This is a genomic window from Streptomyces sp. NPDC091280 (assembly GCF_044768565.1).
Lineage (GTDB): Bacteria > Actinomycetota > Actinomycetes > Streptomycetales > Streptomycetaceae > Streptomyces.
Genome location: NZ_JBIVUZ010000014.1, coordinates 323,669 through 349,958 on the forward strand (window position 1 = coordinate 323,669; position 26,290 = coordinate 349,958).

At 71.6% G+C, this 26,290-nt stretch carries 20 protein-coding genes; 8 read left to right on the forward strand and 12 right to left on the reverse strand.

Features of this window, described 5'->3' with window-relative positions; translation table 11 throughout:
- Positions 1-55: 55 nt before the first annotated feature.
- Positions 56-268, reverse strand: a complete 213-nt coding sequence (locus tag ACIQPR_RS37820) for an EF-hand domain-containing protein (protein WP_403658076.1) — start codon at positions 266-268, stop codon at positions 56-58.
- 48 nt (positions 269-316) lie between these two features.
- Entirely contained in the window at positions 317-1,411 is a 1,095-nt protein-coding gene (locus ACIQPR_RS37825; RefSeq protein ID WP_403658079.1) for a MerR family transcriptional regulator, read from the reverse strand.
- A 58-nt stretch (positions 1,412-1,469) separates the two neighbouring features.
- Here ACIQPR_RS37825 and ACIQPR_RS37830 point away from each other — a divergent pair, with 58 nt between their 5' ends.
- Complete coding sequence (locus ACIQPR_RS37830; protein WP_403658082.1) at positions 1,470-2,162, forward strand: GNAT family N-acetyltransferase; 693 nt, start codon at positions 1,470-1,472, stop codon at positions 2,160-2,162.
- On the opposite strand, the gene ACIQPR_RS37835 is transcribed toward ACIQPR_RS37830, so the two are convergent.
- From ACIQPR_RS37835 to ACIQPR_RS37860, 6 genes are all read right to left on the reverse strand, one after another.
- The gene (locus ACIQPR_RS37835; protein ID WP_403658085.1) at positions 2,129-3,316 is read right to left on the reverse strand and encodes a hypothetical protein; all 1,188 of its coding nucleotides are present in this window, start codon (positions 3,314-3,316) and stop codon (positions 2,129-2,131) included. The genes ACIQPR_RS37830 and ACIQPR_RS37835 overlap by 34 nt on opposite strands.
- Complete coding sequence (locus ACIQPR_RS37840) at positions 3,316-4,116, reverse strand: polysaccharide deacetylase family protein (RefSeq protein WP_403658088.1); 801 nt, start codon at positions 4,114-4,116, stop codon at positions 3,316-3,318. The genes ACIQPR_RS37835 and ACIQPR_RS37840 overlap by 1 nt, the downstream gene beginning before the upstream one ends.
- 89 nt (positions 4,117-4,205) lie before the next feature.
- Complete coding sequence (locus ACIQPR_RS37845) at positions 4,206-4,814, reverse strand: ATP-binding protein (RefSeq protein ID WP_403658091.1); 609 nt, start codon at positions 4,812-4,814, stop codon at positions 4,206-4,208.
- Positions 4,815-5,017: 203 nt separating this feature from the next.
- Complete coding sequence (locus tag ACIQPR_RS37850) at positions 5,018-5,785, reverse strand: enoyl-CoA hydratase/isomerase family protein (RefSeq protein ID WP_403658094.1); 768 nt, start codon at positions 5,783-5,785, stop codon at positions 5,018-5,020.
- 83 nt (positions 5,786-5,868) lie between these two features.
- On the reverse strand, positions 5,869-7,143 hold the full coding sequence (locus ACIQPR_RS37855; protein ID WP_403658097.1) for an Ig-like domain-containing protein: 1,275 nt from the start codon (positions 7,141-7,143) through the stop codon (positions 5,869-5,871).
- Between the two features lie 166 nt (positions 7,144-7,309).
- Positions 7,310-8,542, reverse strand: coding sequence for an Ig-like domain-containing protein (locus ACIQPR_RS37860; protein WP_403658099.1), 1,233 nt, complete (start codon positions 8,540-8,542; stop codon positions 7,310-7,312).
- 229 nt (positions 8,543-8,771) lie between these two features.
- Between ACIQPR_RS37860 and glgX the strand changes: the two genes are divergently transcribed.
- Both glgX and ACIQPR_RS37870 read left to right on the forward strand, forming a co-directional pair.
- Positions 8,772-11,069 (forward strand): glycogen debranching protein GlgX, encoded by a 2,298-nt coding sequence (glgX, locus tag ACIQPR_RS37865; protein WP_403658102.1) that lies wholly within the window; start codon positions 8,772-8,774, stop codon positions 11,067-11,069.
- A gap of 127 nt (positions 11,070-11,196) precedes the next feature.
- Positions 11,197-12,612 (forward strand): sulfatase, encoded by a 1,416-nt coding sequence (locus ACIQPR_RS37870; protein WP_403658105.1) that lies wholly within the window; start codon positions 11,197-11,199, stop codon positions 12,610-12,612.
- A gap of 7 nt (positions 12,613-12,619) precedes the next feature.
- On the opposite strand, the gene ACIQPR_RS37875 is transcribed toward ACIQPR_RS37870, so the two are convergent.
- Genes ACIQPR_RS37875 through ACIQPR_RS37890 form a run of 4 tightly spaced genes read right to left on the reverse strand, consistent with a single transcriptional unit; the run spans position 12,620 to position 16,194 of the window.
- Complete coding sequence (locus tag ACIQPR_RS37875; RefSeq protein ID WP_403658108.1) at positions 12,620-13,264, reverse strand: response regulator; 645 nt, start codon at positions 13,262-13,264, stop codon at positions 12,620-12,622.
- On the reverse strand, positions 13,257-14,525 hold the full coding sequence (locus ACIQPR_RS37880; protein ID WP_403658111.1) for a sensor histidine kinase: 1,269 nt from the start codon (positions 14,523-14,525) through the stop codon (positions 13,257-13,259). The genes ACIQPR_RS37875 and ACIQPR_RS37880 overlap by 8 nt, the downstream gene beginning before the upstream one ends.
- A gap of 26 nt (positions 14,526-14,551) precedes the next feature.
- On the reverse strand, positions 14,552-15,286 hold the full coding sequence (locus ACIQPR_RS37885; RefSeq protein ID WP_403658114.1) for an ABC transporter permease: 735 nt from the start codon (positions 15,284-15,286) through the stop codon (positions 14,552-14,554).
- A complete protein-coding gene (locus tag ACIQPR_RS37890) occupies positions 15,283-16,194 on the reverse strand; it encodes an ABC transporter ATP-binding protein (protein WP_403658117.1) in 912 nt (303 codons plus the stop codon). The genes ACIQPR_RS37885 and ACIQPR_RS37890 overlap by 4 nt, the downstream gene beginning before the upstream one ends.
- 148 nt (positions 16,195-16,342) lie before the next feature.
- Here ACIQPR_RS37890 and ACIQPR_RS37895 point away from each other — a divergent pair, with 148 nt between their 5' ends.
- The 5 genes from ACIQPR_RS37895 to ACIQPR_RS37915 all read left to right on the forward strand — a co-directional run bounded on the left by ACIQPR_RS37895 (position 16,343) and on the right by ACIQPR_RS37915 (position 26,080).
- Positions 16,343-18,196: an ABC transporter ATP-binding protein gene (locus ACIQPR_RS37895; protein ID WP_403658120.1), complete on the forward strand. Its 1,854-nt coding sequence runs from the start codon at positions 16,343-16,345 to the stop codon at positions 18,194-18,196.
- Positions 18,193-20,052, forward strand: coding sequence for an ABC transporter ATP-binding protein (locus ACIQPR_RS37900; RefSeq protein ID WP_403658123.1), 1,860 nt, complete (start codon positions 18,193-18,195; stop codon positions 20,050-20,052). The genes ACIQPR_RS37895 and ACIQPR_RS37900 overlap by 4 nt, the downstream gene beginning before the upstream one ends.
- Positions 20,053-20,270: 218 nt before the next feature.
- On the forward strand, positions 20,271-21,995 hold the full coding sequence (locus ACIQPR_RS37905) for an ABC transporter ATP-binding protein (protein ID WP_403658126.1): 1,725 nt from the start codon (positions 20,271-20,273) through the stop codon (positions 21,993-21,995).
- Positions 21,996-22,081: 86 nt separating this feature from the next.
- Positions 22,082-23,821, forward strand: a complete 1,740-nt coding sequence (locus ACIQPR_RS37910) for an ABC transporter ATP-binding protein (protein WP_403658192.1) — start codon at positions 22,082-22,084, stop codon at positions 23,819-23,821.
- Between the two features lie 228 nt (positions 23,822-24,049).
- Complete coding sequence (locus tag ACIQPR_RS37915; RefSeq protein WP_403658129.1) at positions 24,050-26,080, forward strand: M4 family metallopeptidase; 2,031 nt, start codon at positions 24,050-24,052, stop codon at positions 26,078-26,080.
- Positions 26,081-26,290: the final 210 nt, after the last annotated feature.

The following is a 26,290-nucleotide window of genomic DNA, read 5'->3' on the forward strand; positions in this document are numbered from 1 at the left end:
AGGGGCGCCCGTCCACCGAAGGACGGGCGCCCCTGTCACTCGGGTCGCTCCCGGGTCACTTGTTCAGGTGGGCCCAGAACTCGTCGAACGACAGGACCTTGTCCCCGTCGAGGTCACGGGTCTTGATGATGGCCTCGGCGACCGACTCGGTCACGTTCCAGTCGCCTCCCTGTGCCAGGGCGGTCTTGAACTCGGCGGCGGTGATGAAGCCGTCACCGTCCGTGTCGATCCGCTGGAACTGCTTGCGTGCTTCCTCGATGTCCGCCACCGGATCCGCCCCTTCGTAACGCTTTACCGCCTGTTGACGGAGGCAAGATTAACCGGCCGCGCGGGCACGCAGTGCGGCGACCACCCACGCGAACTCCTCCCGGTGCGCTCCCGCGGGCCCGGAGCCCTTCACCGTGGACAGCAACTCCCGGTACCGGGCAAGCCTGTTGTTGGACGCCGACTCCATCCGTTCGAGTACGACGGCCGGGTCGCCGCCCTCGCCCAGCACCTCCCGGACGATGCCCGCCGCCTCGGGCGACCCGGGGTCGACTCCCCGCCGCAGGGCCTCTCCGCCCAGCCGCACCAGACGCATCGGGAACCAGACGGCCCGCCAGGACACGGCACCGCGGTCCTGGTCCGCCGCATTGAACTCCATGACCCTGCGCATCTCCGTCCGGAACTCCGGGTCCCGCACCATCTCCGCCAACTCGACCCAGGCGTCCACCTGTTCGGGGCTCGGGTCGTCCGGCAGGTCCACCGCGATGCCGCGCATCCGCCGCTCGACGCACGGGTCCACGGTGTCGAGGCCGTGGAACAGCTCGTCCACGAACTCCTCCATGATCCGCCTGCGTTCGGCTGCCGACAGCCGTGCCAGCTTGTGCATGAGCGTCATCTCCTCCGCGGTCGAACCGCGTCGCGCCACGGTCGACAGCACTGCCCTGGTCACCCGCAGCGCCCGGATCCGCGCGTCCAGCGCCAGCACATGGGCGGCGGCCACCTCCGCGACCGTCGTCTCTCCCGCCAGTACCTTGCGCACGTCGTCCAGGCCGAGGTCGTGTCCGCGAAGTCGCGTCGTCCGCCCGGAGGGCGGGCCTCGCGGCGTCCGGTGCGTGCGATCGGCGTGCCGCCCGGAAGCCCTCGTACTGGGCGTACTTGGGCTTTCGGGCGGTGCGGCGAGCGTGCGTGCCGGGCGTCGCGAGGCAGACGGGACTTCGCGGACACGGCCTCGGCCCAACTCCCGCAGGGTGCGGATCAGTTCGAGGCGGGCGGCGCCCTCGGCGTCGTAGAGCCGGTAGCCGCCGGCGGAGCGGGTGGCCGGGGGGAGGACGCCCTCGTCCGACCAGTAGCGGATGGTGCGCACGGTCAGTCCGGTGGCCCTGGCCAGCTCCCCGATGGTGAGCAGTTCGGTGCCGTCGTCGATCATGTCTGTGAGTGTGGGCCTTCCAGTGGGTGGAGACTCAAGGAGTGCGAGGAGCGCGGCGATGGAGACTCTCCGGGACATTCTCGACGCGGCGGCGCGCGGTGTCCTCCCGCCGCCGGACGGCCGTACGACCGTCGTGCCGCAGATGTCGGAGCGGGACGCGGGGGTGCTCGCCTTCACCGCGCACGCGGTGGTCTTCACGGACGAGGACCCGGACTGGGTGTACGCCACGCTGGCCGCCGTGCCCTGCGACGCGCTCGCGGCGCCGATGAACCCGCGGTTCCTGACCGCCCTGCTGGACCGGACCGGCCGTACCGCGGAGAACGTCGACGCGATGCTGGTGGCCACCCCGCTGCCGGGCGAACCGCCGCTCCCGCTGCGGGAGATCACGGACGGCGACCACCCGAGGATCGTGTACGCCCGCGGCCGGCGCGACGACGTGCGCGCGTGGACGACGGACGGCGGGCTGCTGGTCATGGGCCGCGGCGTCGCGGGCCGCCTGGAGGTCTCGGTCGAGATCGAGGAGGGCGTACGGCACCGGGGGCTGGGGCGTGCCCTGGTGGCCGCCGCCCGTCAGCTGGCGGCCGAGCCGCTGTGGGCGCAGGTCGCGCCGGGGAACGCCCGCTCGATGCGGGCGTTCCTGGCGGCGGGCTACCGCCCGGTGGGTTCGGAGGCGCTGCTGCTCAGTGCCGCTCCGACCGACCGGCTGTCGGGGTGGGGTCAGCGGAAGATGCCGGTGTGGCCGAGCGAGTAGCGGCCCGGCTGCGGGTAGACGGCGAGGCCGTGCGGGCCGCCGCCGACCTTGACGCGGGCGAGTTGGGCGCCGGTGCGGGTGTCGATGGCGTAGACCTCGGAGTTGTAGCGGCCCGACAGCCACAGGACCTTGCCGTCGGCCGAGACGCCGCCCATGTCGGGGCTGCCGCCGTTCGGCAGGTGCCACTTCTTGGTCAGCTTGTTCTTGGTGAAGTCGAAGATGGAGATGGAGCCCTCGCCCCGGTTGGAGATGTACATCTCGCGCGAGTCCCGGCTGATGTACAGACCGTGGCAGCCCTTGCCGGTGGGCAGGAAGTCCGGCTTGGCGAAGGTGTCGCCGTTCAGGACCCACATGCCGTTGGCCATCATGTCGGCGATGTAGAACCGCTTGCCGTCCGGTGAGATCTTGACGTCCTGCGGCATCGAGCCGTGGAAGGGCAGTTTCTGCTGCCCGATGACCTTCATCCGCTCGGTGTCGACCTTGAGCAGTTCACCGCTGAACTCGCAGGAGACGATGAAGTACCGCCCGTCCGGGGAGAAGTCGGCGTGGTTGACGCCGTAGCAGCTGACCGGGACCGCCTTCACGGTCTTCATGGTGTGCGCGTCGCGGAAGACCAGCTGGCGGTCGAGGGACGCCATGACGATCGCGTACCTGCCGTTGGGCGTGAAGTACAGGTTGTACGGGTCGTGCACGTCGACGGGCTTGCCCGCGCGGCCCGTTCGCGGGTCGATGGGCGTGAGGGTGTTGCCCCGGTCGTTGTTGACCCACAGGGTCTTCAAGTCCCAGGAGGGGACGACGTGTTGGGGCTGGACCCCGACCGGGATGGTCTCGATGACCTTGTACGTCTTCGGGTCGATCACCGAGACCGTGTTGGAGCCGGTGTTGGGGACGTAGACCCGGGAGGGGAAGTCCCGTACCACCGGGGAGAGTCGACCCGGCCGGTCGGCCGCGTACACGTCGGTGGGGTCGAGCAGCGGCGGCATCCCGGGCAGCCCTTGCACCGCCTGCGGCTTCCGCTGCTGCTGCGGCTGGAGGGCGGCCTTGGTGCCGAGGGCCTCGTCGGCGTGGTCCTGGGAGCCGCAGCCGGCGAGGGCGGCCAGCGCGGCGAGGGCGGCGCCGGTGACCAGGGCGCGGGTGAGGGGGGTGTGTCGCATCAGCTCAGCAGCTCCGTGGTCGTCACCGCGCGCAGACCGCGGCGGTCGAGTTCTTGCAGTACGGCGGGGAGCGCGGCGACCGTGCCGGCGTACCCGAAGTGCATGCTCACCACGGAGCCGTCGCGGACCTCGGAGAGCACCTTGCGGGTGACGGCGGGGGCGCCGGGCTCGGTGAAGTCGAGGGAGTCGACGTCGTAGGAGAGCACGTGCGGGTAGCCCACGCGGTGGGCCAGGCGCTGGACCAGGGGGGACGCGGCCGGGGCGCGCGAGGGCCTGAACCAGGTGCCGATCGAGCCGGTGAGCCGCTTGAGGCGGTCGGCGCAGCCGGTGATCTCGGCCAGCGCGTCGGCCTCGGACAGGGTGTTGACGGCGATGTGCCGCTGGGTGTGGTTGCCGAGGTCGTGGCCGCCGTCGAGGATGCGGCGGGCCATCTCGGGGTGGGTGTCGAGCCAGGTGCCGACGGCGAGGACGGTGACCCGGGCGCCGTGTCTCTCGGCCTCGGCGAGGAGGGCGGTGGCGATCTCGGGGTCGCCCTGGCCGTGGAAGGTGAGCGCGATCCGGGGGCGGTCGCGGGGTCCGTGGGTGATCTGCGCGGGCTGCCGGGGGAAGGCGCGCGGGGCGGGGGCGGCGCGCGGGGTCGCGCTGGCGGCGGGGGCGCGGGCGGGTGTCGCGGAGGCCGCGGTGGCGGGCGCCGCGGTGGGGCCGGTCGTGGCACATCCGGCGGCGAGTGCGCCCCCGGCGACGAGCCCGGCGCCCGCACGCAACGCCGTACGGCGGTCGGTCGTGGTCACCCGGTCCATTTAAGGGGGGTTGGGTGAGAAACCGGGGCATTAACCCGATTGAGGGACCCTCACGGGTCGCACCTCGAACGGGGGTTCCATGGCGATGCTCAGCGGTCGGCGACGCGCATCTCGAACCATGTCGTCTTGCCGCGCGGCAGCAGATCGACGCCCCAGCGGTCGGAGAGCTTGTCGACGAGGAAGAGGCCGCGACCGCTGAGGTCCAGTTCCTGGACCGGCATCAGACAGGGCAGGCCGCGGGAGGGGTCGCGGACCTCGACGCGGATCCAGCCGCGGCGGCGCTTCATGCGCAGTCCGAACACCCGGGCGCCGGTGTGCCGTACGGCGTTTCCCACCAGTTCCGAGACCAGCAGGACGGCGTCCTCGGTCATTTTCGGGCTGAGTCCCCAGTGCCGCAGGACGACGGTCTGGGTGAGTCTGCGGGCCGCGGCGGCGGACTCGGGGCGGGACGGGAGCGGAACCTCCGCCTCCGTCGGATCGCCGAACAACTCGATCGCCTTCAGTGCCCGCTCGTCCTCGACCGCAGGCGACCAGCGCGCCGCGGTCGCACGGCCTTGTCCCCGCGGCTGTCCGATACCCTCCAGCCCCGCCATGCGTCCATCATGGCCGCCCCGGACGGCCTCCGGGGTGGTTCCGGAGGAATACGCCCCCCGGAAGCCTCCGTTCCGCGACATCCGGTTGACATATGCCAAGGGCATTTCGGTGTCGGCCGCACCCCCTCCGACCTGCGGTGAAGGCTCTGTTGGAGGCAATCGACAGGCTCCCTCGACAAGGCGGGCTTAAGGTCACCTTAAGGTTCCCATAAACCGTCCCGTCGAGGCACCTGTATGAGACATCACGTCAATTGCAAGGGGCTGAGCGGTATTTGACCGTCCGGTTCAGCGGACTTCGACCGTCCCGTTCAGCGGAACTTCGCCTTCCCGGGGCCCTCCTCGACGAAGCTGCGCATCCCGATCTCACGGTCCTCGGTCGCGAACAGCCCGGCGAACCACGTGCGTTCGACCGCGAGCCCGGTCTCGATGTCCGTCTCCAGACCGGTGTCGATCGCTTCCTTCGCCGCGCGGAGCGCGATGGCCGGTCCCTGCGCGAGCCGGGCCGCCCACGCGTGCGCCTCCGCGTACACCTCGGCGGCCGGCGCCAGCCGGTCCACCAGGCCCAGCCGGAGCGCCTCGTCGGCCTTGACCATACGACCGGTGAAGATCAGGTCCTTCGCCTTCGACGGGCCGATCAGCCGGGCCAGCCGCTGGGTGCCGCCGGCCCCCGGGATCAGTCCGAGCAGGATCTCCGGCTGCCCGAGCTTCGCGTCGTCGGCCGCGATCCGGAAGTCCGCGCACAGCGCCAACTCGCAGCCCCCGCCCAGCGCGTAGCCCGTGACGGCCGCGACGACCGGCTTGGGGATACGGGCCACCGCCGTGAACGACTCCTGGAGCGCGCGCGACCGGGCGACCATCGCCGCGTGGTCCATGCGCTGCATCTCCTTGATGTCCGCGCCCGCCGCGAACACCTTCTCCCCGCCGTAGACCACCACGGCCCGTACGTCCTCGCGGCTCGTGGCCTCCTCGGCGAGTTCCTTGAGGCGGTCCTGCGTGGCGATGTCCAGCGCGTTCATCGGCGGGCGGTCGAGGCGGATCGTGCCGACGCCCTCGGCGACTTCGAGATTCACGGTCATGCCAGCAGGTTAACGTGCGCTAACGACAGCGGGCCCGGTGCTGTCGGTCACAGCACCGGGCCCGCCGCGCGGTCAGCGAAACGTCACGCCGTCCACTTGGCCCACGACATGTTCCAGCCGTTGAGGCCGTTGTCCGGTGCCACGGTCGCGTCGTTCGAGTTCTTGACGACCACGACGTCACCGAGGATCGAGTGGTTGAAGAACCACGCGGCCGGGACGGTCTTGCTGTAACCGCCCTTGACGTCCCGCAGGCCTATGCAGCCGTGGCTGGCGTTGTAGTTGCCGAAGGCGTCGCCGCCCCAGTAGTTGCCGTGGACGAAGGTCCCGGAGTCGGTCAGGCGGGTGGCGTGCGGGACGTCCTTGATGTCGTACTCGCCGCCGTAGCCGACCGTTTCGCCGTTCATCCGGGTCACGGTGAGCTTCTCGCTCATGACCATCTGGCCGTTCCAGGTGTCGTAGCCGGGCTTGCCGGTGGTGACCGGGATGGTCTTGATGGTCTTGCCGTCCTGGGTGACCTTCATCGTGTGCTTCTTGGCGTCGACGATGGAGACCTGGTTGCGGCCGATGGTGAACCTGACCGTCTTGGTCTGCTTGCCGTAGACGCCCGAACGGCCCTCGACGCCGTCGAGGTTGAGCTTGACGGTGACCTTGGTACCGGACTTCCAGTAGTTCTCGGGGCGGAAGTCGAGGCGGTCGTTGCCGAACCAGTGGCCCTCGACGTCGACGGCCGGCGAGGTCGTGATGCTGATCGCCTTCTTCACGTCCTCGGGGTGCGTGATGCCCCGGGTGAAGCGGATGGAGAACGGCATGCCGACGCCGACCGTGGAGCCGTCCTCGGGGGTGAAGTAGCCGACGAAGGTGTTCGCCGGGGTCAGCGTGGTGAAGCTGGAGTCCTCGGCGGCGACCCGGCCCGCGGAGTCCTTGGCGACCGCGTGCACGGTGTACTTGGTGGAAGCGGCGAGATGCGTGGCGGGCGTCCAGGTCGCGCCACCGCCGGTGATCGCGCCGTCGACCTCGGTGCCACCGGCGTCCTTCACGGTGACCTCGGTCAACTTGCCCTTCACGGCGCTGATCTTGAGGGCGCCGCTGGTGTCGACGGACTTCGAGCCGTCCTTGGGGGCGATGGTGACGACGGCCTGCGACTGCTTGGTCTGGGCGGTGTCCGAGGCCGGCTTGTCCTTGGCGTCGGTGGACCCGGAACCGGAGTTGGAGCCACCGCCGCCTCCGCACGCGGTGACGGCGAGCAGCAGCACGCCGAGGACCAGCGCCAGCAGGCCCTTGCCTCTCCGGCTCCCTGTCCGGCTGTCTCTCCGGCCGCGCGCGTCAACCGACGCCCCCGATATCGGTCGCACGTTCAAGACTTTCTCCCCTCGCCGGGCCCGGTCCGGCCCGCACCCCTTTGCGCATCTGACGTGCGCGTCCGCGCATATTAACTGCCAGGATTTGAGCTTCGTGTCAGGCGATTGTCACCGTTCGGTCGCAACTTCGGCTGTCGCCTGACACCGGGTACCCGCCCCATCTCGGTCACTTGACCGCACTGCCCGCCTTCCACTCCTTCCAACCCATGTTCCACCCGCCGAGGCCATTGTCGGGAGCGACCTGTTTGTCGTTGCTGTGCACGACCTCGACCACGTCCCCGACGATGCTGCGGTCGAAGAACCAGCCGGCCGGGGTGTCCGAGCCGCCGCCCTTCACGTCCCGCAGACCGACGCACCCGTGGCTGACGTTGAGGTGTCCGGGGGCGTCCGGCGCCCAGTAGTTGCCGTGCAGGAAGGTGCCGGAGTCGGTGAGCCGCATCGCGTGCGGGACGTCGGGGATGTCGTACTCACCGCCGAAGCCGACCGTGCGGCTGTTCATCCGGGTCACCTCCAGCATCTCCATGACCACCATTTTCCCGTTGTACGTCGTCCGTCCCGGGGCACCGGCGGTGATCGGGACGGTGGCCAGCAGGTCGCCGTCGCGCCGTACCTCCATGGTGTGCCTGGCCGCGTCCACCAGGGAGACCTGGCTGCGGCCGACCGTGAAGGAGAACGTCTTGTACTGGAGGCCGTAGACACCGGGTGCGCCTTCGACGTCCCGCAGGCGGAGGGAGACCGTCACCTGGGTGCCGGGCCGCCAGTAGTTCTCGGGGCGGAAGTCCAGGCGCGATCTGCCGAACCAGTGCGGGCGGACCTCGACCGCCGGTTTCGCGGTGATGTGGATCGCGCGCTCGACGGCGGCCCGGTTCTCGATGTCCCGGTTGAAGCCGAGCGAGACGATCATCCCGGTGCCGACGGTCGCGCGGTTCTCGGGGGTGACGTAGCTGATGAACCGCTCGTCGGGGACGTAGGTGGTGAACGTGGTGTGCCGGGCCGAGCGGCGGCCGTGGCCGTCGAGGGCGACCGCGTCGACGGTGTAGCGGGCGGCCAGGGCGAGCCGTGCGTCGTCCGGTTCCCAGCGCAGTCCGTCGTCGGAGACACGGCCCGGGACGGGGGTGTCCTGGGCGTCCTGCTCCTTGACGACCCGCACCGACTCCAGCCGCCCGCTGGGCACCCGGACCAGCAGCCGCTGGTCGGGTCTCACGCCCTTGGCGGTGTCGTCGGGCGAGATCCGGATCACGTCCTCGGGCGCCGGTGCCTTGCCGAAGAGCTCGTCGATGCCGCTCCCGCCCGCGCCGTCCGAAGTACAGCCGGCGGCTCCGGCCAGCAGTCCTGCCCATGTCAGTACGGCGGCCAGTGCGGCCCCCGCGCGCCGCGCGCGCCCTTGTGCATGCCTCACGGGGTGCCCAACGAGCGGGCCCGCCTCAGGGAAACGTGAGTGCGACACGCCGCGCCGGGCGCGGCATCGGAGGTCCGCGCCCCTCCGGGCGGCGCGCCAACCGGATTTGACCGGGTCGCTTGGCCGAGCTCTGGGCAGAACAGTGGGGAGAACGACATGACAGGGGCTGGTGACCGGGACGTCGAGCGCCCTTCACCTCGTCGTTCCATGAGCCGCGGGAGGCCGGACGGTGTCGAGCGCAGCCGAGCAGGAGGCCGTGCAGGAGGAGCGCGTCGACGGTGACGGCGTGCCGGTGGAGCGGTCCGTCGACGACGCGGCCGTGCCGGCACCACGTGCCGTCCCCGTGCTGAACGGCGCCCCGCACCCGGCACCGGCCATGCCCGTGTGGCCGGGCACGCCGATGCCGTTGGGGGCCCGCTTCCGGGTCGGCCCGGACGGGGTGGCGGGCACCAACTTCGCGCTGTGGGCGGGGGGCGCGGAGGCGGTCGAGCTGTGCCTGTTCGACGAGCGGGGGACGGAGACCCGCGCCCCGCTGACCGAGCTGACGCACGAGATCTGGCACGGCTTCCTGCCCGGGGTGCTGCCCGGACAGCGCTACGGCTTCCGGGTGCACGGCCGCTGGGACCCGTGGACCGGCGCCCGCTGGAACCCGGCGAAGCTGCTCCTGGACCCGTACGCGCGGGCGGTGGACGGCGAGTTCGGGCTGCCGCCCGCGGTGTACGCGCATGTCCGGGACTGGCCGCAGCAGCAGGTCGCGGACACCGTGCGCGACGACCGGGACTCCGCGCCCCACGTTCCCAAGGGGGTGGTGGTCCACGACGACACCACCGACGACGAGTGGATGGACGACCGCCGCCCGAAGACACCGTGGGCGGACTCCGTCATCTACGAACTCCACGTGGGCGGCTTCACCAGACTGCACCCCGGGATACCCGAGGAACTCCGGGGCACCTACGCCGGGTTGGCGCACCCGGCGGCGATCGAGCACCTGGTGCGGCTGGGCGTGACGGCCGTGGAACTGCTGCCCGTCCACCAGTTCGCGCACGAGGACCATCTGCTGCGCAAGGGCCTGAAGAACTACTGGGGTTACAACTCCATCGGCTACTTCGCCCCGCACGCGGCCTACGCGGCGACCGGTACGGCGGGCCAGCAGGTCGGCGAGTTCAAGCGGATGGTGCGGGCACTGCACCAGGCCGGGATCGAGGTCATCCTCGACGTGGTCTACAACCACACGGCGGAGGCGGGCGAGTTGGGCCCGATGCTGTCGATGAAGGGCATCGACAACCGCGGCTACTACCGCCTCCAGAGCGACGCCCGCCGCTACGCGGACTACACGGGCTGCGGCAACACACTGCACGTCGTACAGCCGCACGTCCTGCGCCTGATCACCGACTCGCTGCGCTACTGGGTCACCGAGATGGGCGTGGACGGCTTCCGGTTCGACCTCGCGGCGGCGCTGGCCCGCTCGATGCACGACGTCGACATGCTGTCCCCCTTCCTCGCGGTCATCGCCCAGGACCCGGTGCTGCGACGGGTGAAGCTGATCGCCGAACCCTGGGACGTCGGCTCCGGCGGCTACCAGGTGGGCGCCTTCCCGCCGCTGTGGACGGAGTGGAACGACCGCTATCGCAACGCCGTCCGGGACTTCTGGCGCGGCGCGCTGCCGGACGTACGGGACCTCGGGTACCGCCTGTCCGGCTCCAGCGACCTGTACGCGTGGGGCGGCCGGCGCCCCTACGCCTCGGTCAACTTCATCACGGCGCACGACGGTTACACCCTGCGGGACCTGGTGTCGTACGAGCGCAAGCACAACGAGGCCAACGGCGAGGGCAATCGGGACGGCACGGACGACAACCGGTCCTGGAACTGCGGGGTCGAGGGCGAGACCGACGACGAGCGCGTACAGGCGCTGCGGCGGCGGCAGTTGCGGAACCTCCTCACCACGCTGCTGCTCTCCACCGGGGTGCCGATGCTGGTCGCGGGCGACGAGCTGGGGCGGACGCAGCACGGCAACAACAACGCCTACTGCCAGGACAACGAGGTCAGTTGGGTGGACTGGGGGCTGCGGGAGGACCCGGGCTGGCGGGCGCTGACCGACCTCACCGCCCGGCTGATCGAGCTGCGCCACCGCCATCCGGTGCTGCGCCGCCGGGCGTTCTTCTCCGGTCGGGCCCGGTCGGCGGACGGCATAAGGGACTTGGCCTGGTTCACCGCGCGCGGCACGGAGATGACGGAACGGGACTGGTACGCGCCCGCCGCCACCCTCGGCATGTACCTCTCGGGGCGGGACATCCCCGGCCGCGACGAGCGCGGCGACCCGATCCTCGACGACAGCTTCCTCGCCGTACTGCACGCGGGCGACCGCCCGGTGACCTTCGTGCTGCCGGGCCCGCCGTGGGCGGAGCGCTACGAGGTGGTCGTCGACACCTCGCGGGAGGAGCAGGCGGCGGCGCCCGGGGTGGTACACCGGGCGGGATCGGCGATCACCGTGCCGGCGCGGGCGGTGCTGTTGCTGAAGGTGGGCTGAGGGGCGGCCGGGCCGACGTTTCGGCTCCGTGAACTCCCGGGCAGATGCCTGGGCACGGGGGTGGGCCGGCTGATCGCATGGAGGGCACTCCCCCACCGATTCCGCCGCCTCCCCGAAGGATCCCGTCATGCCCGAATTAACCCGCCGTGCCTTCGGCGGTCTCGTCGGCGGTGGTGCCGTCACCGCTGTGGCCGGTACGACCGCCGGCGCCGAGGCCGCCGAACAGGCCCCCGCGGAGCGCCCGTTCAAGGCCCGTCCCACCGCGTCCGGAAGACGCCCCAACCTCCTGGTCATTCTCGGTGACGACCTGGGCTGGGCCGACCTCTCCTCCTACGGCGCGCCGCACATCAGGACGCCGAACCTGGACCGGCTGGCCCGGCAGGGGGTGCGGTTCACCGACGCGTACTCGGGCTCGGCGACCTGCTCCCCGACCCGGTTCAGCCTCTACACCGGGCGCTATCCGGGCCGTACACCGGGCGGCCTGGCCGAGCCGATCAACAACCGCTCGCAGGGCCTCGATCCCGGCCACCCGACCCTGGCCTCGCTGCTGCGGAAGGCGGGCTACGCCACCGCCATGATCGGCAAGTGGCACTGCGGCTGGCTGCCGAAGTACAGCCCCACGAAGTCGGGTTGGGAGGAGTTCTTCGGCAACCACGGCGGTGTGCTGGAGTACTTCTCCAAGCTCGGCCAGCTCGGCGACTACGACCTCTACGAGGGCGACGCCACCTACCAGGACCTGCGCTACTACACCCAGGTGCTGACCGAGCGGGCGGTCGAGTACGTCGGCCGCGAGCACGACCGGCCGTGGCTGCTGAACCTCAACTTCACCACCCCGCACTGGCCCTGGCTCGCCGAGGGCGACGCGGCGACCGGCGCCGAGATCGCCGCGAAGATCCGGGCGGCCACCAGTCAGCTGGAGATCAGCGACGCCCTCAACCAGTGGGACGGCGGCTCGGTCGCGAAGTACACGGAGATGGTGCAGAGCCTGGACGCGGCCGTCGGCGAGGTGCTGGCCGCGCTGCGCCGCTCCGGGCAGGAGGAACACACGCTGGTGTACTTCGCCAGCGACAACGGGGGCGAACGCTGGTCGTACCTGTGGCCGTTGAGCGGCGAGAAGTTCGTGCTCCAGGAGGGCGGCATCCGGGTGCCGACGATCCTGCGCTGGCCGCACCGCGTCGACGGGAACCAGGTCAGCCACGAGCCGAACTTCTCCCCCGACTGGACCGCGACCTTCCTGGAGCTGGCCGGTGCCCGCCCCGACCCCGCCTATCCGCTGGACGGCACGAGCCTCGCGGGCTATCTGCTCAAGGGCGAGGAGCTGCCCGAGCGGGACCTGTTCTGGCGGGTGCAGGCCAACCGGGCGCTACGGCGCGGTGGTTGGAAGTACTACCAGGACGAGGACGGCGACGACCATCTCTTCGACCTCGCCGCCGACCTTCGCGAACAGGCCGATCTCGCCCCCGACAGACCGGAGTTGCTCGCCGAGCTGAAGGCGGCCTGGGAGGAGATCGCGAGCGGCCTGCTGCCGTACCCGGAGACCTAGGGCCCGGTCAGCCGAGGATGCCCCGGTCGTACGCCGTCGCCACCGCCGCCGCGCGGTCCTTGACGCCCAACTTGCCGTACAGGTGGGTGAGATGGGTCTTGACGGTCGCCTCGCTGATGAAGAGTTCGCGGGCGATCTCGCGGTTGGAGGTGCCCTTGGCGACCAGGGCGAGGACCTCGCGTTCGCGGGCGGAGAGCGGTTCGTTGCCGGGGGTCTGCGGGGCGCGGACGGCGGAGACCAGCCGGGAGGCGACGGCCGGGGACAGGACCGTGCGGCCCTGCGCCGCCGCGCGGACGGCGGTGAACAGTTCGTCGCGGGGCGCGTCCTTCAGCAGATAGCCGGTCGCGCCCGCCTCGATCGCGGGCAGCGTGTCGGAGTCCGTGTCGTAGGTGGTCAGGACGAGCACCTTCGCGCGGGCGGCGCGGCGGGTCAGCTCGCGGATGGCGTCGACTCCGCCGCCGGCCGGCATCCGCAGGTCCATCAGGATGACGTCCGGGTCGAGGGCGGCGGCCCGCTCCACGGCCTCGACCCCGTTCGACGCCTCGCCCAGCACCCGGAACCCGGGCGCGGACTCGAACATGCCGCGCAGACCGTCCCGTACGACGGGATGGTCGTCCACGATCAGCAGGGAGATCGACGGCTCGTCACTCATGGCGGACCAACGGTACGCGAGCCGACAGGGCGGTGCCGTGGCCGGGTTCGGACTCGACCGCGAGGGAGCCCGCGACGCGCTCGGCGCGGGCGCGCATGCCGTCGAGGCCGAAGCCGCCGCTGCCGGTGCGTTCGGGCAGCGCGAGCGGGTCGAAGCCCTGGCCGTCGTCGCGGATGTCGAGGATGACGTCCTCGCCGAGGAAGGAGAGGGTGACGCCGACACGGGTGGCGCGGGCGTGCCGGGCCGCGTTGGACAGGGCTTCCTGGGCGATGCGCAGCAGGGTCGCCGAGATCTCGTCGTGCAGCTGCTCGGTGGTGCCGGTGACGGTGAACCCGGCGCGGACACCGGTGCGTTCACCCCATTCCGCGACCGTCTTCTTCAGCGCCTCGGGCAGTCCGTCGTGCTCCAGGGCGACCGGGGCGAGGTTCTGCACGGAGCGGCGGGCCTCGCCGAGGCTGTGCCGGGCGAGCGCGGAGGCGCGGTCGAGGTGGGTGCGGGCGGTCGTCAGGTCGGCGGCGCCCGCCACGACCTGGAGCTGGGCGATGATGCCGGTCAGGCCCTGGGCGATGGTGTCGTGGATCTCGGCGGCCAGCCGCCGTCGTTCGTCGGCGACCCCGGCCTCCCTGGCCTGGACGAGGAGTTGGGCGTGCAGGGCGGCGTTCTCGTCGAGGGCCTGCTGCAGGGCCGTGTTGGTGCGTTCGAGTTCGGCGATGGTCGCGTTGCGTTCGTGGGAGCGCTGGGCCTCCTGCTGCTGGAGGTGGGCGACCGCCATCTGGAGACCGGAGTTGGCGGCCAGCAGCGCGGCGAACAGGACCCACTGGAGCGGGTTCCCGAACGGCAGCCCGCCGGCCTGCGCCCCGGCCACGGTGACCGCGCTGGCGAACAGTCCGGTCCGCTGCCCGGCCGTGCCCGGGATCAGTTCGTCGGCGTCCATGTAGCCGGAGGCCGCGTAGAAGGCGAAGAACGGGTCGATCCAGGTGAGGGCGAAGGCGAGGGCCCAGCGGACGGCGTAGTACGCCGTCCCCGCCCGCGACGGGGTCCGGCCGCGGTCGGGGCGGCGGACGCGGGTGCGGTGCCACCACAGCTGGAGGACGAGCGCGGCACCGGCCAGGGACCAGCCGCTCCACCACTGGGCGGTGCTGTAGTCGAACAGACCGGAGGAGGCGACGGCGAGGACGACACTGATGCCGAGCAGCCCGTAGGGCCCCCAGGTGTGCAGCTGCTCCCAGCGGCGGTCGATCTGCCGGTCCCTGGTGGTCATCTCCCCAGTCTGCACGGCCGTCGCCCCTACTCCCAGCGGAACCAGCGGGTGGCACCCGCCGTGAGCAGGACCGTCCAGACGACCAGGACGCCCAGGTGCGTCCAGCCCGGCCAGTGCCCGGCCGCCGCCCGGTTCAGCGCCTCGGCGGCGGCGCCGAAGGGGGTGCAGCCGACGATCCTGGCCATGAGGTCCGGCATGGAGTTCACCGGGATCCACACGCCCGCGCAGAACATCATCGGGAAGAACACGGCCGACCCGATGGCACCCGCGATCTTCGTCGTCCGCGACAGCGCGGACACCACCGCGCCCAGCGCGAGCGCGGCCAGGATCGCCAGGAGCAGGGCGAGGAGATAGCCGAACGGCTGCTTGGGGAGGCGTACGTCGAAGGCGAGCCGGCCGACGGTCAGCGCGCACAGCGCGGAGGCCAGGGCCGCCGTGCCGTAGACCAGCATCTGGGCGGAGAGCAGGGCGGAGGGGCGGACCGGGGTGGCGGACATGCGGCGCAGGATGCCGCGTTCGCGGTAGCCGGTGAGGTTCTGCGGCATCGACTGGAGCGCGCCGACGATCATGCCGATCAGGACGGCGACCGGGACGTACACGTCGATCGTGCGCAGGCCGCCGAGGTCCGCCTGGTGGTGGCGGAAGCCCGGGATGGAGCCGAGGATCACCAGCAGCAGGGTGGGGAAGGCCAGGATCCAGAAGAGGGCGCCGGGTTCGCGGCGGAAGAGGCGCACCTCGGTGCGCAGGACAGCGGTGTTCATCGGGTGACCTCCGTCAGGTCCAGGAAGGCGTCGTCCAACGTGGCGTCGGAGACCCGGAGTTGGTGGGCGGTGATGTGGCCCCGGGCGAGCAGGGTGATGACCGCGTTGACGGTCTCGTCGCTGCCGGAGAGCGTGATCCGGCCGTCCTTGCGGGCCACCGAGGTCAGTGCGGGCAGCGCGTTCAGCTCGCCGTCGTCCAGCGGCGCGGAGGGCGTGAAGCTGATGACGGTGGAGCCCGCCGAGCGGCGGATCAGCCCGTCCGGGGTGTCCAGGGCGGCCACCTTGCCCTGGTCGATCACGGCGATCCGGTCGCAGAGGCGCTGCGCCTCCTCCATGAAGTGGGTGACGAGCAGGACGGTGACCCCGCCGGCCCGTACGTCCTCGATGAGCTGCCAGGTGTCGCGCCGGGCGCGCGGGTCGAGCCCGGTGGTCAGTTCGTCCAGGACGACGACCCGCGGGTTGCCGATCAGCGCGAGCGCGATGAACAGGCGCTGCTTCTGGCCGCCGGACAGCTTCGCGAACCGGGTGGTCAACTGGCCGGTCAGACCCAGGCGTTCGGCCAGCGGGCGCCAGTCGGCGGGGTGCGAGTAGAGGGCCGCGTACAGCTCCAGGGCCTCGCGGACGGTGAGTTTGGCCTGGAGTTCGCTCTCCTGGAGCTGGGCGCCCAGGACGCGGGCGACCTGCTCGTGGTCGGCGACGGGGTCGAGGCCGGTGACCCGGACACGGCCCGCGTCCGGGACGCGCAGTCCCTCGACGCACTCGACGGTGGTGGTCTTGCCGGCGCCGTTCGGGCCGAGGACGCCGAAGATCTCGCCCTCCTCGACGGCGAAGGACACCCCGTCGACGACGGCCCGGCCGCCGTAGGACTTGCGCAGTGCGGTGACTTCGATGACTGGTGTGGCTGACATGCTCCGAGAATCCCGGGCGGACCGGGTCCGGCACATCGGCCATCGCGCTCGACCGCGCATCAACCGATCGGTTGATGCCCTGGTACGACCCCGTCGTCGGCCAAAACTCGGTGGGCACTGTCAGTGCCGGTCCGTAGGCTCGCCGGTGATGTCGACGACAAGCACGACCACCGGAAACCACACCGACCGCTCCGCCGTCCGCACCCTGCTGCGGCTGTGGCCGTACGTCCGCCCGGTGCGGATACGGCTGTTCACCGCGGCCGGTGTGGCCGTCGTCGCGTCCTGTACGGGGCTGGTCTTCCCGCTCGTCCTGAAGTGGATGGTGGACGGCCCGGTCGCCGACCGGGACACGGCGGGGGTGTGGCTCGGGGCGCTGTATCTGCTGCTGCTCGGCATCGCGGAGGCGGGCCTGTTCGGGCTGCGGCGCTGGCTGGTCGCGCGGCCCTTGTCACGGGTCGAGGCGGAGATGCGCGCGGACCTGTACCGGCGGTTGCAGCGGCTGCCGGTCGCCTTCCACGACAGATGGCCCTCCGGCCAGCTCCTGTCCCGGGGCACCACGGACCTCATGCTGCTGCGCATGTTCCTCGCGTTCCCCCTGACGTTCCTGCTGGTCAACGCCGTGACGATCCTGGTGGGCGTGCTCATCATGCTGCTCCAGGACTGGACGCTGGGACTGGTGATCCTGGGACCCGCCGTGCCGGTGGTCGTCACCTGCGTGATCTTCGAGCGCCGCTACGCGCGGGTGGCCCGGCTCGCGCAGGACCAGGTCGGCGACCTGACCACGGTCGTCGAGGAGAGCGTCCTCGGCATCCGCATCATCAAGGGCTTCGGCCGCCACCGCAGCCAGGCCCGCGCGTTCCGTGAACTGTCGCGGAAGCTGCGGGGCACCGAACTGCGCAAGGCCCGGCTGCTCGCCACGATCTGGGGTGTCATCGTGACCCTCCCCGAGCTGGCCCTCGGTTCCGCGCTCGTGGTGGGGACCGTGCAGGTCGCGGACGGGAACCTGTCGGCCGGCACCCTGGTCGCCTTCCTCTCCACGGCACTGGCCCTGCGCTGGCCGGTGGAGTCGATCGGCTTCCTCCTGGCGATGAGCCAGGAGGCGGCGACGGCGACGGAGCGCTACTTCGAGGTGATGGACGAGAGCCCGGAGGACCACGGGGTCGTGGCCCAGGGGCGGGACGGCGCGCAGGAGGACCGGCGGGACGACCGGGGGGACGGCGGGCCGGACAGCGGGCAGGACGGCGGGCTGCGCTTCCGTGACGTCGTGTTCCGCTACCCCGACGCCCCCGCCGACTCCCCTCCCGTGCTCGATCACGTCGACCTGCACATCAGACCCGGCGAGTCGATGGCCCTGGTCGGCGCCACCGGTTCCGGCAAGACCACGCTGACCGCGCTGGTCCCCCGCCTCCACGAGGTGACCTCGGGCCGGATCACCCTGGACGGCGAGGACATCACCGCGATGCCCCGCGAGGAACTGCGCGCGAGCGTCGCGATGGCCTTCGAGGAACCCACCCTGTTCTCGACCAGCGTCGGCGAGAACGTCCTCATGGGCGCTCAAGAGGGCGCGGGACAAGCCGAGTTGGACCGCGCCCTGGCCGTGGCCCAGGCGGACTTCGCGTACGCGCTCCCCCAGGGCACCGACACCCGCGTCGGCGAACAGGGCCTGAGCCTCTCCGGCGGCCAGCGCCAACGCCTCGCGCTGGCGCGGGCGGTGGTGGGCAGACCCCGCTTCCTCGTGCTGGACGACCCGCTCTCCGCGCTGGACGTCCACACCGAGGCCGCCGTGGAGGCGGCCCTGCGGCAGGTGCTCGCCGACACGACGGCGCTGATCGTGGCCCACCGGCCGTCCACCGTGCTGCTCGCCGACCGGGTGGCGCTGCTGTCGGACGGACGGGTCACGGCGGTGGGCACGCACCACGAACTGCTGCGGACGAACACGGAGTACGCGCGACTCATGTCGGGATCGTCCGAACCGCACGACCGTCCGGAGGACGAACGATGACCGCCCCCACCACATCGGCGCCCACCACCGACGACACCCCCGGCCCCGCGCACGGGCCCGGCGCGGACGACCCCTTCGACCACGACGTCCTGCCCACTCCCCCCGGTGCGACCACCGCGCTCCTGCGCTCCCTGCTCGCCCCCATGAGGGCCCGCGTCGCCGTCACCACCCTGCTCCTGCTGCTCCAGCAGGCGGCCGTGCAGGTGGGCCCGCTGCTGGTGGCGTACGCCATCGACCGCGCGGTGCCCGCCTTCCGCGCGCACGACCACGGGCCGCTGATCGCGGTGGCCGTGGGCTATCCGCTGTGCGCCCTGCTCTCCGGCGGGCTCCAGTACGCGTTCATCGGCGCCTCCGCCCGGGTCAACCAGGACGTGCTGCTCGATCTGCGCGGCCGGATCTTCCGGCACGCGCAGGCGCTGAGCATCGACTTCCACGAGCGCTACACGTCCGGCCGGCTCATCTCCCGTTCCACCACGGACATCGAGGCGCTGCGCGAGCTGCTCAGCGAGGGCCTCCAGGAGCTGATCACGGTCATCCTGTCGTTCGTCTACATCTCGGCGATGCTGCTCTGGCTGGACCTGGGGCTCGGCGCGGTCGCGGTGGCGTCCTTCGTGCCGCTGTATCTGCTGGTGCGGGTCTACCAGCGGCGCGCGGTGCGGGTGTACGCGGTGCGGTCCACGGCCATCGCGCGGGTGATCGTGAAGTTCGTGGAGACGATGAACGGCATCCGCCCGGTGCGCGCGTTCCGCCGCGAGGCGGTGAACGACGCCGACTTCCAGGTCCTCAACCGGCGGCACGAACGGTCCAACGGCGACGCCCTGTTGGAGATGGCCCGCTATGTCACCGGATCCCGGCTGGTCGCCAACACGGCGGTCGCGGTGATCGTGCTGTGGGGCGCGAGCCGGGTCGCGGACGGTTCGCTGGAACTGGGCGTGCTGGCCGCCGCCGTGCTGTACCTGCGACGGCTCTACGACCCGATCGACCGGCTCGGCATGTTCCTCAACTCCTACCAGTCGGCCGCCGCCTCGCTGGAGAAGATCGCGGGCCTGCTGGCCCAGACGCCCTCCGTGCCCGAGCCCTCGACTCCCGTCCGCCTGCCCGCACTTGAGTCGGAGCAGCCCGGCCGCGAGGTCGTCTTCGACGGGGTCCGCTTCGCCTACCGCACCGGCGGCGAGGTCCTGCCCGTCTTCGACCTCACGCTCCCGGCCGGGCAGACGGTCGCCGTGGTCGGCTCCACCGGCGCCGGCAAGTCCACCCTGGCCAAGCTGCTGGCCCGCTTCTACGACCCCTCGGACGGGCGCGTGCTGCTGGACGGCGTCGACCTGCGCGAGCTGTCCGGGCCCGAACTGCGGCGCGGGGTGGTGATGGTGACGCAGGAGGCGTTCCTGTTCTCCGGCACGGTCGCCGAGAACATCGCGATCGGCCGTCCGGACGCGCCCCGCGAGGAGATCGAGCGGGCCGCGAAGGCGATCGGCGCGCACGACTTCATCAGCGCGCTGCCCGACGGCTACGACACGGACGTACGCAAGCGGGGTGGGCGCATCTCGGCCGGTCAGCGTCAACTCGTGGCGTTCGCGCGGGCGTTGCTCGCCGACCCGGCGGTGCTGATCCTGGACGAGGCGACCAGTTCGCTGGACGTGCCGGGCGAACAGGCCGTGCAGCGGGCGATGTCGACGGTGCTGCGGGACCGTACGGCGGTGGTGATCGCGCACCGGCTGTCCACCGTCGAGATCGCCGACCGGGTGCTGGTCATGGAGCACGGCCGGGTCGTCGAGGACGGCACCCCGGCCGAACTGATCGCGGGCACGGGCCGGTTCGCGAATCTGCACCGGGCGTGGCGGGACAGCCTGGCGTGAGGGACGCGCCGCGTGCGCGCGGCGGCGCCCACCGGCAACTCCCTTCATTCGCACACCAGTTGGGGTCGCGGCGCACGGCTCGCGCACCGGCCCCGGCGCCCCGATATTCGATGGGCAACCGCGTTCACGCTCGGTAATCTTCGAGGTCTCCAACCACACCGGGATCGCTCACGGCTGCCCGCGTTCAGCGGCCTGGGCAAGGAGGGGCAAGGAGGCACATGATCGACGCGTACGAGGATCCGGGGACGCCCGACTGTCGGGGCGGTTGGCACTTCCTGTGGTGGCTGGTGATGCGGCAGCCGGGGCGGGCGCTGTCCGGGGCGCTGCTGTCGAGCGTCTGGATGGTGCTGATGGCGGCGGCGCCGTATCTGATGGCGCGGGCGGTCGACGACGGTCTGGTGCCGGGGCGGCTGGGCACCCTGGCCTGGTGGACCGGGGCGCTGTTCGTGGTCGGGGCGGTCAACTCGTGGCTGAGCATCATGCGGCACCGCACCATGACCCGGGTGCGGATGGACGCCAACTTCCGCACGGTGAAGCTGATCGTGGGCCAGGCGATCCGGCTCGGCGCCGTCCTGTCGCGCCGGGCGCGGGCGGGCGAGGTCATCACGATCGGCGTCGGCGACGTGTGGACGATCGCCCAGTCCCTGACCGTCGTCGGCCCCGGCTTCGGCGCCCTGGTCGTCTACGGCGTGGTGGCGGGCATACTGCTGTCGATCTCGGCGCCGCTGGCCGCCGTGGTCCTGCTCGGTGTGCCGGTGATCGCGCTGCTCGCGGGACCGCTGACCCGGCGGCTCCAGAGTGTGGAGACGGAGTACCGGGAGCGGCAGAGCGTGCTGACCGCGCGCATCGGCGACCTCGCGGGCGGCCTGCGGGTCCTCAACGGCCTGGGCGGCAAAGGGCTGTTCGCGGACGCGTTCCGGCGCGACTCGCAGCGGCTGCGGGCGCAGGGCTACAAGGTGGGCGCGGTGGCCAGCTGGGTGCAGGCGATCGGCGTCGGGCTGCCGACCCTGTTCCTCGCCGTGGTGACCTGGCTCGCCGCCCGGCTGGCGGCCCAGGGGCAGCTCAGCGTGGGCGAGTTGGTGGCCGTGTACGGCTATGTCGCGGTCCTGGTGGGCCCGGTGGCCTTCTTCGTGGAGATGGCCTACGAGCTGAGCCGGGGCGTGGTGGCCGCGCGCCGGGTCGTACGGCTGCTGGCGCTTGAGCCCGAGTCGGACACGGGTACGACGGCCGCGCCCGCCGAACCGGCCGCTCTGTACGACCCCGACTCCGGGGTGCGGGTGCCGCCGGGCCGGCTGACCGCGCTGGTCGGGGCGCGGCCCGGGGAGACGCTGGCCGTGGTGGACCGGCTCGGCCGGTACGCGCCGTCCCGGGTGACCTGGGGCGAAGTCGCGCTCGACGCGGTTCCGCTGGACCAGGTCAGGTCCCGGATCCTGGTCGCGGACAACGAGGCGGACCTGTTCGCCGGACCGCTGCGGGAGGTGGTGTCCGGGCGGCGGGAGCGGTCGGCCGAGTCGGTCGCGGCGGCCGTGTTCGCGGGTGCCGCCGACGACATCGTGCAGGGGCTGCCGCAGGGGCTGGACTCGCCCGTGGCCGCGCAGGGCCGCAGTCTCTCCGGCGGACAGCGCCAACGGGTGCGGCTGGTGCGGGCGTTGCTCGCCGAGCCCGAGGTGCTGCTCGCGGTGGAGCCGACCTCGGCCCTGGACGCCCACACGGAGGCGGCGGTCGCCCGGCGGCTGCGCGAGGCCCGCTCGGGCCGTACGACGGTGGTGACCACTACGTCCCCGCTGGTCCTGGACCAGGTGGACACCGTGCACTACCTGGTCGACGGCAAGGTCGCGGCCAGCGGCGACCATCGCGGGCTGCTGGCCCGGGAACCCGGCTACCGCGCGCTGGTGGCCCGGGACGCGGAGGCGGACATCGACACGGAAGAGGTCGTACGGTGACGGCAGCCAAAGCATCCAAGGCGTCCAAGGCACCCAAGAAGCCCGAGGCGCCCGCGCGGCCGGACGGGGCGAGGGGTCAACTCCCCATCGCCGGGCGGGCCGAGGTGCGGCGGGCCGCGTGGCGGCTGATCCGGGTGGACCGGCGGGCGTTCGCCGTCGTGCTGGCGGTGAACGCGCTGGCGGCCGGGGCCGGTCTGGTCGGGCCGTGGCTGCTCGGGCGGATCGTGGACGAGGTGCGGGCCGGGGCCGGCGTCGGGGTGGTGGACCGGCTGGCGCTGGTCATCGTGGTGTGCTCGCTGGCCCAGTTGCTGCTGTCGCGCTGGGCGCGGTACGTGGGGTACCGGTTCGGGGAGCGCACGCTCGGCCGGGTCCGGGAGGGCTTCGTGGACCGGGCGCTGGCGCTGCCCGCGTCGGTGGTGGAGCGGGCCGGGACGGGTGATCTCACGGCGCGCGGCACCGCCGACGTGGCGACCGTGGGCACGACCCTGCGCGATGTCGCGCCCGAACTGCTGGTCTGCTCGGTGCAGGCGCTGTTCGTGATGGGCGCGGTGTTCGCGCTCGACCCGCTGCTCGGTCTGTTCGGGGTGCTGGGGCTGACGCCGATCTGGTTCGCGTTGCGCTGGTATCTGCGCCGGGCCCGGGACGGCTATCTCGCGGAGGGCGCGGCGATGTCGGAGGTCGCCGAGATCCTGACGGCGACCGCGTCCGGGGCGCGCACGGTGGAGGCGTTCCGGCTCCAGGAGCTGCGGGTCACGGCGAGCCGGGACACGCTGGAGACCGCGAAGCGGGCCCGGTTGTACACGCTGTTCCTGCGGACCGTGTTCTTCCCGGCGGTCGAGGTGTCGTACACGGTCCCGGTGGCGGGTGTGCTGCTGGTCGGCGGCTGGCTGCACGGGCGTGGCGCGGTGGGGGTGGGCGCGGTGGTGGCGGCGGCGCTGTATCTGCGGCAGTTCACCGAGCCGTTGGACCAGATCCTGATGCGGATCGAGCAACTCCAGAGCAGCGGCGCCTCGTTCGCCCGGGTGGAGGGGCTGGCGCGGGCGCCGCGCGCGGAGGGGGAGGGCGGGGCGCCGACCCCGGCAAACGACCGGATCGACGTGACCGGGGTGCGGTACGCCTACGAGCACGGCGGCGAGGTGCTGCACGGCGTGGACCTGTCGGTGCGGCCGGGCGAACGGCTGGCGGTGGTCGGCCCGTCCGGCGCCGGGAAGACCACGCTCAGCCGGCTGCTGGCGGGCGTCGACGCGCCGACCGAGGGCACGGTGACGGTGGGCGGGGTGCCGGTCTCCGAGCTGGCGCCGGAGACGCTGCGCCGCCAGGTGGTGCTGGTCACCCAGGAGCACCACGTGTTCCTGGGCTCGGTGCGCGAGAACCTGCTGATCGCCGAACCGGCCGCCGGCGACGAGGAGTTGTGGGCGGCGCTGGCGGCGGTCGGCGCGGAGGAGTGGGTGCGCGAACTGCCCGACGGCCTCAACACCGCGCTGGGCGCGGACGGTCGGGCCACGGACGGCTCCCAGGCGCAGCAACTCGCCCTGGCCCGGGTGGTGCTGGCCGACCCGCACACGCTGATCCTGGACGAGGCGACGGCCCTGCTGGATCCGGCCACCGCGCGTCACACCGAACGCGCGCTGGCCGCCGTACTGGAGGGCCGTACGGTCATCGCCATCGCCCACCGGCTGCACACCGCCCACGACGCGGACCGGGTGGCGGTGATGGAGGACGGCCGGCTGACCGAACTCGGGCCGCACGAGCGGCTGGTGGCGGCGGGCGGCGCGTACGCGGCGCTGTGGAACTCCTGGCACGGCGACCGGTCGGCGCCCCGCTGACCGACCCGCGGTCCGGCCGCGTGGCCCGGCCGCGCGGTCCGCATAGCGAACACGGACATCCGGACAACGAACGAATTCCGGCCAAGTTCCTGACGCGCCCCTGACAGAAAGCGCGGGCTGCTGCCACTCTTCCCACTGGCGCTTCACAGCAACCCCACAGTTTCACTCCTGTGATCCCAGTGATCTCCCTTGGTCGCGCGATCCGCGACCGTCCTGAAGGAGTCAGTGTTGAGAAGCAATTCCTCGCGCAGACGCACCTCCCACATAGCCGCCGTAGCCGGCGTCACCGCTCTGCTCGCCGCGGCCGTCCAGGCGGGCGCGACCTCCTCCGCCGCTCCGGCCAACCCCCTTGCCAGCAAGGGCAATCCGGCCCACATGGCGCTCTCGCTCTCCCCCTCGCAGCGTGCCGAGCTGCTCCGCGACGCCGACTCGGCGCGGACCACCACCGCCAAGGACATCGGCCTCGGCGCCAAGGAGACGCTCGTCGCCCGTGACGTCATCAAGGACGCCGACGGCACGGTCCACACCCGCTACGAACGCACCTACGCCGGACTCCCGGTGCTCGGCGGCGACCTGGTCGTCGACACCGCCAGGTCGGGTGCGACCGAGCGGGTCATCAAGGCGACGAACGCCACCATCAAGGTCGCCGACCTCACCCCGGACGTCACGACGTCGGCCGCCGAGCGGCAGGCGGTGTCCCGCGCCAAGGCCCTCGGCTCCACCAAGTCGGCCGCGGACTCCGCCCGCAAGGTGATCTGGGCGGCGAGCGGCAAGCCGGTCCTCGCCTACGAGACGGTCGTCGGCGGTCTCCAGGACGACGGCACCCCGAACGAACTGCACGTCATCACCGACGCGGCCACCGGCAAGAAGCTGTACGAGTACCAGGGCATCGAGAACGCCACCGGTACCGGCAACACCCAGTACAGCGGCACGGTCTCGCTGACCACGACGCAGTCGGGCTCGAACTACACCCTGACCGACGGCGACCGCGGCGGCCACAAGACGTACAACCTCAACCACGGCACCTCGGGCACCGGCACGCTGTTCTCCCAGACCAGCAACACCTGGGGCAACGGCACCACGTCGAACGCGGCGACGGCCGGCGCGGACGCGCACTACGGCGCGGCGGAGACCTGGGACTTCTACAAGAACACGTTCGGCCGCAGCGGCATCAAGAACAACGGCGTCGGCGCCTACTCCCGTGTCCACTACGGGAATTCGTACGTCAACGCGTTCTGGGACGACAGCTGCTTCTGCATGACCTACGGCGACGGCTCCGGCAACGCGGACCCGCTGACGGCGCTGGACGTGGCGGGGCACGAGATGAGCCACGGTGTCACCTCCAACACCGCCGGGCTCAACTACTCCGGCGAGTCGGGCGGGTTGAACGAGGCGACCTCCGACATCTTCGGCACCGGCGTCGAGTTCTACGCCAACAACTCCACCGACGTGGGCGACTACCTCATCGGCGAGAAGATCGACATCAACGGCGACGGCACCCCGCTGCGCTACATGGACAAGCCGAGCAAGGACGGCGGCTCCAAGGACTCCTGGTACTCGGGTGTCGGCAACCTCGACGTGCACTACTCGTCGGGCGTCGCCAACCACTTCTTCTATCTGCTGAGCGAGGGCAGCGGCGCCAAGGTCATCAACGGCGTCAGCTACAACTCGCCCACCGCGGACGGGCTTCCGGTCACCGGCATCGGCCGGGACAAGGCGCTCCAGATCTGGTACCGGGCGCTCACCACGAAGTTCACGTCCACCACCAACTACGCGGCGGCCCGCACCGGGACGCTCGCGGCGGCCGGTGAGCTGTACGGCACGACGGGCGCCGAGTACAAGGCGGTGCAGGACGCGTGGGCGGCCGTAGCGGTCGGCGCGCGCTCCGGTGGCGGCGGTGGCGGTGGCGGCACGTCGTTCGAGAACACCACCGACGTGTCGATCCCCGACAACGGACCGGCCGTCACCTCGTCGGTCACCGTCTCCGGGCGGACCGGCAACGCGCCCTCGAACCTCGCGGTCACCGTCGACATCGTGCACACCTGGCGCGGTGACCTGGTGATCGACCTGGTGGCCCCGGACGGGTCGACGTACCGGCTGAAGAACTCCAGCTCGTCCGACTCGGCGGACAACGTGCAGGCGACCTACACGGTCAACGCCTCCTCCGAAGTCGCCAACGGCGTCTGGAAGTTGAAGGTCCAGGACGTGGCGGCACAGGACACCGGCTACATCAACAGCTGGAAGCTTACGTTCCCGTAAAAACCAGCCGTCCACTTCAGGCCGCACGAACAGGGCGCCGCCCCGGGGTTTCAACTCCGGGGCGGCGCTGTGTTGTGGACGTTTACATGGCCGCAACGTTCATCAGACAGTCGATTTTGAGCCAACATCACTTGAGGGTCCTGACATGTACGCGCCCCTAGTGCAAGTCTTCCCTCACGCCGCTTCAGCACAGCAACTTCACAACCTCAC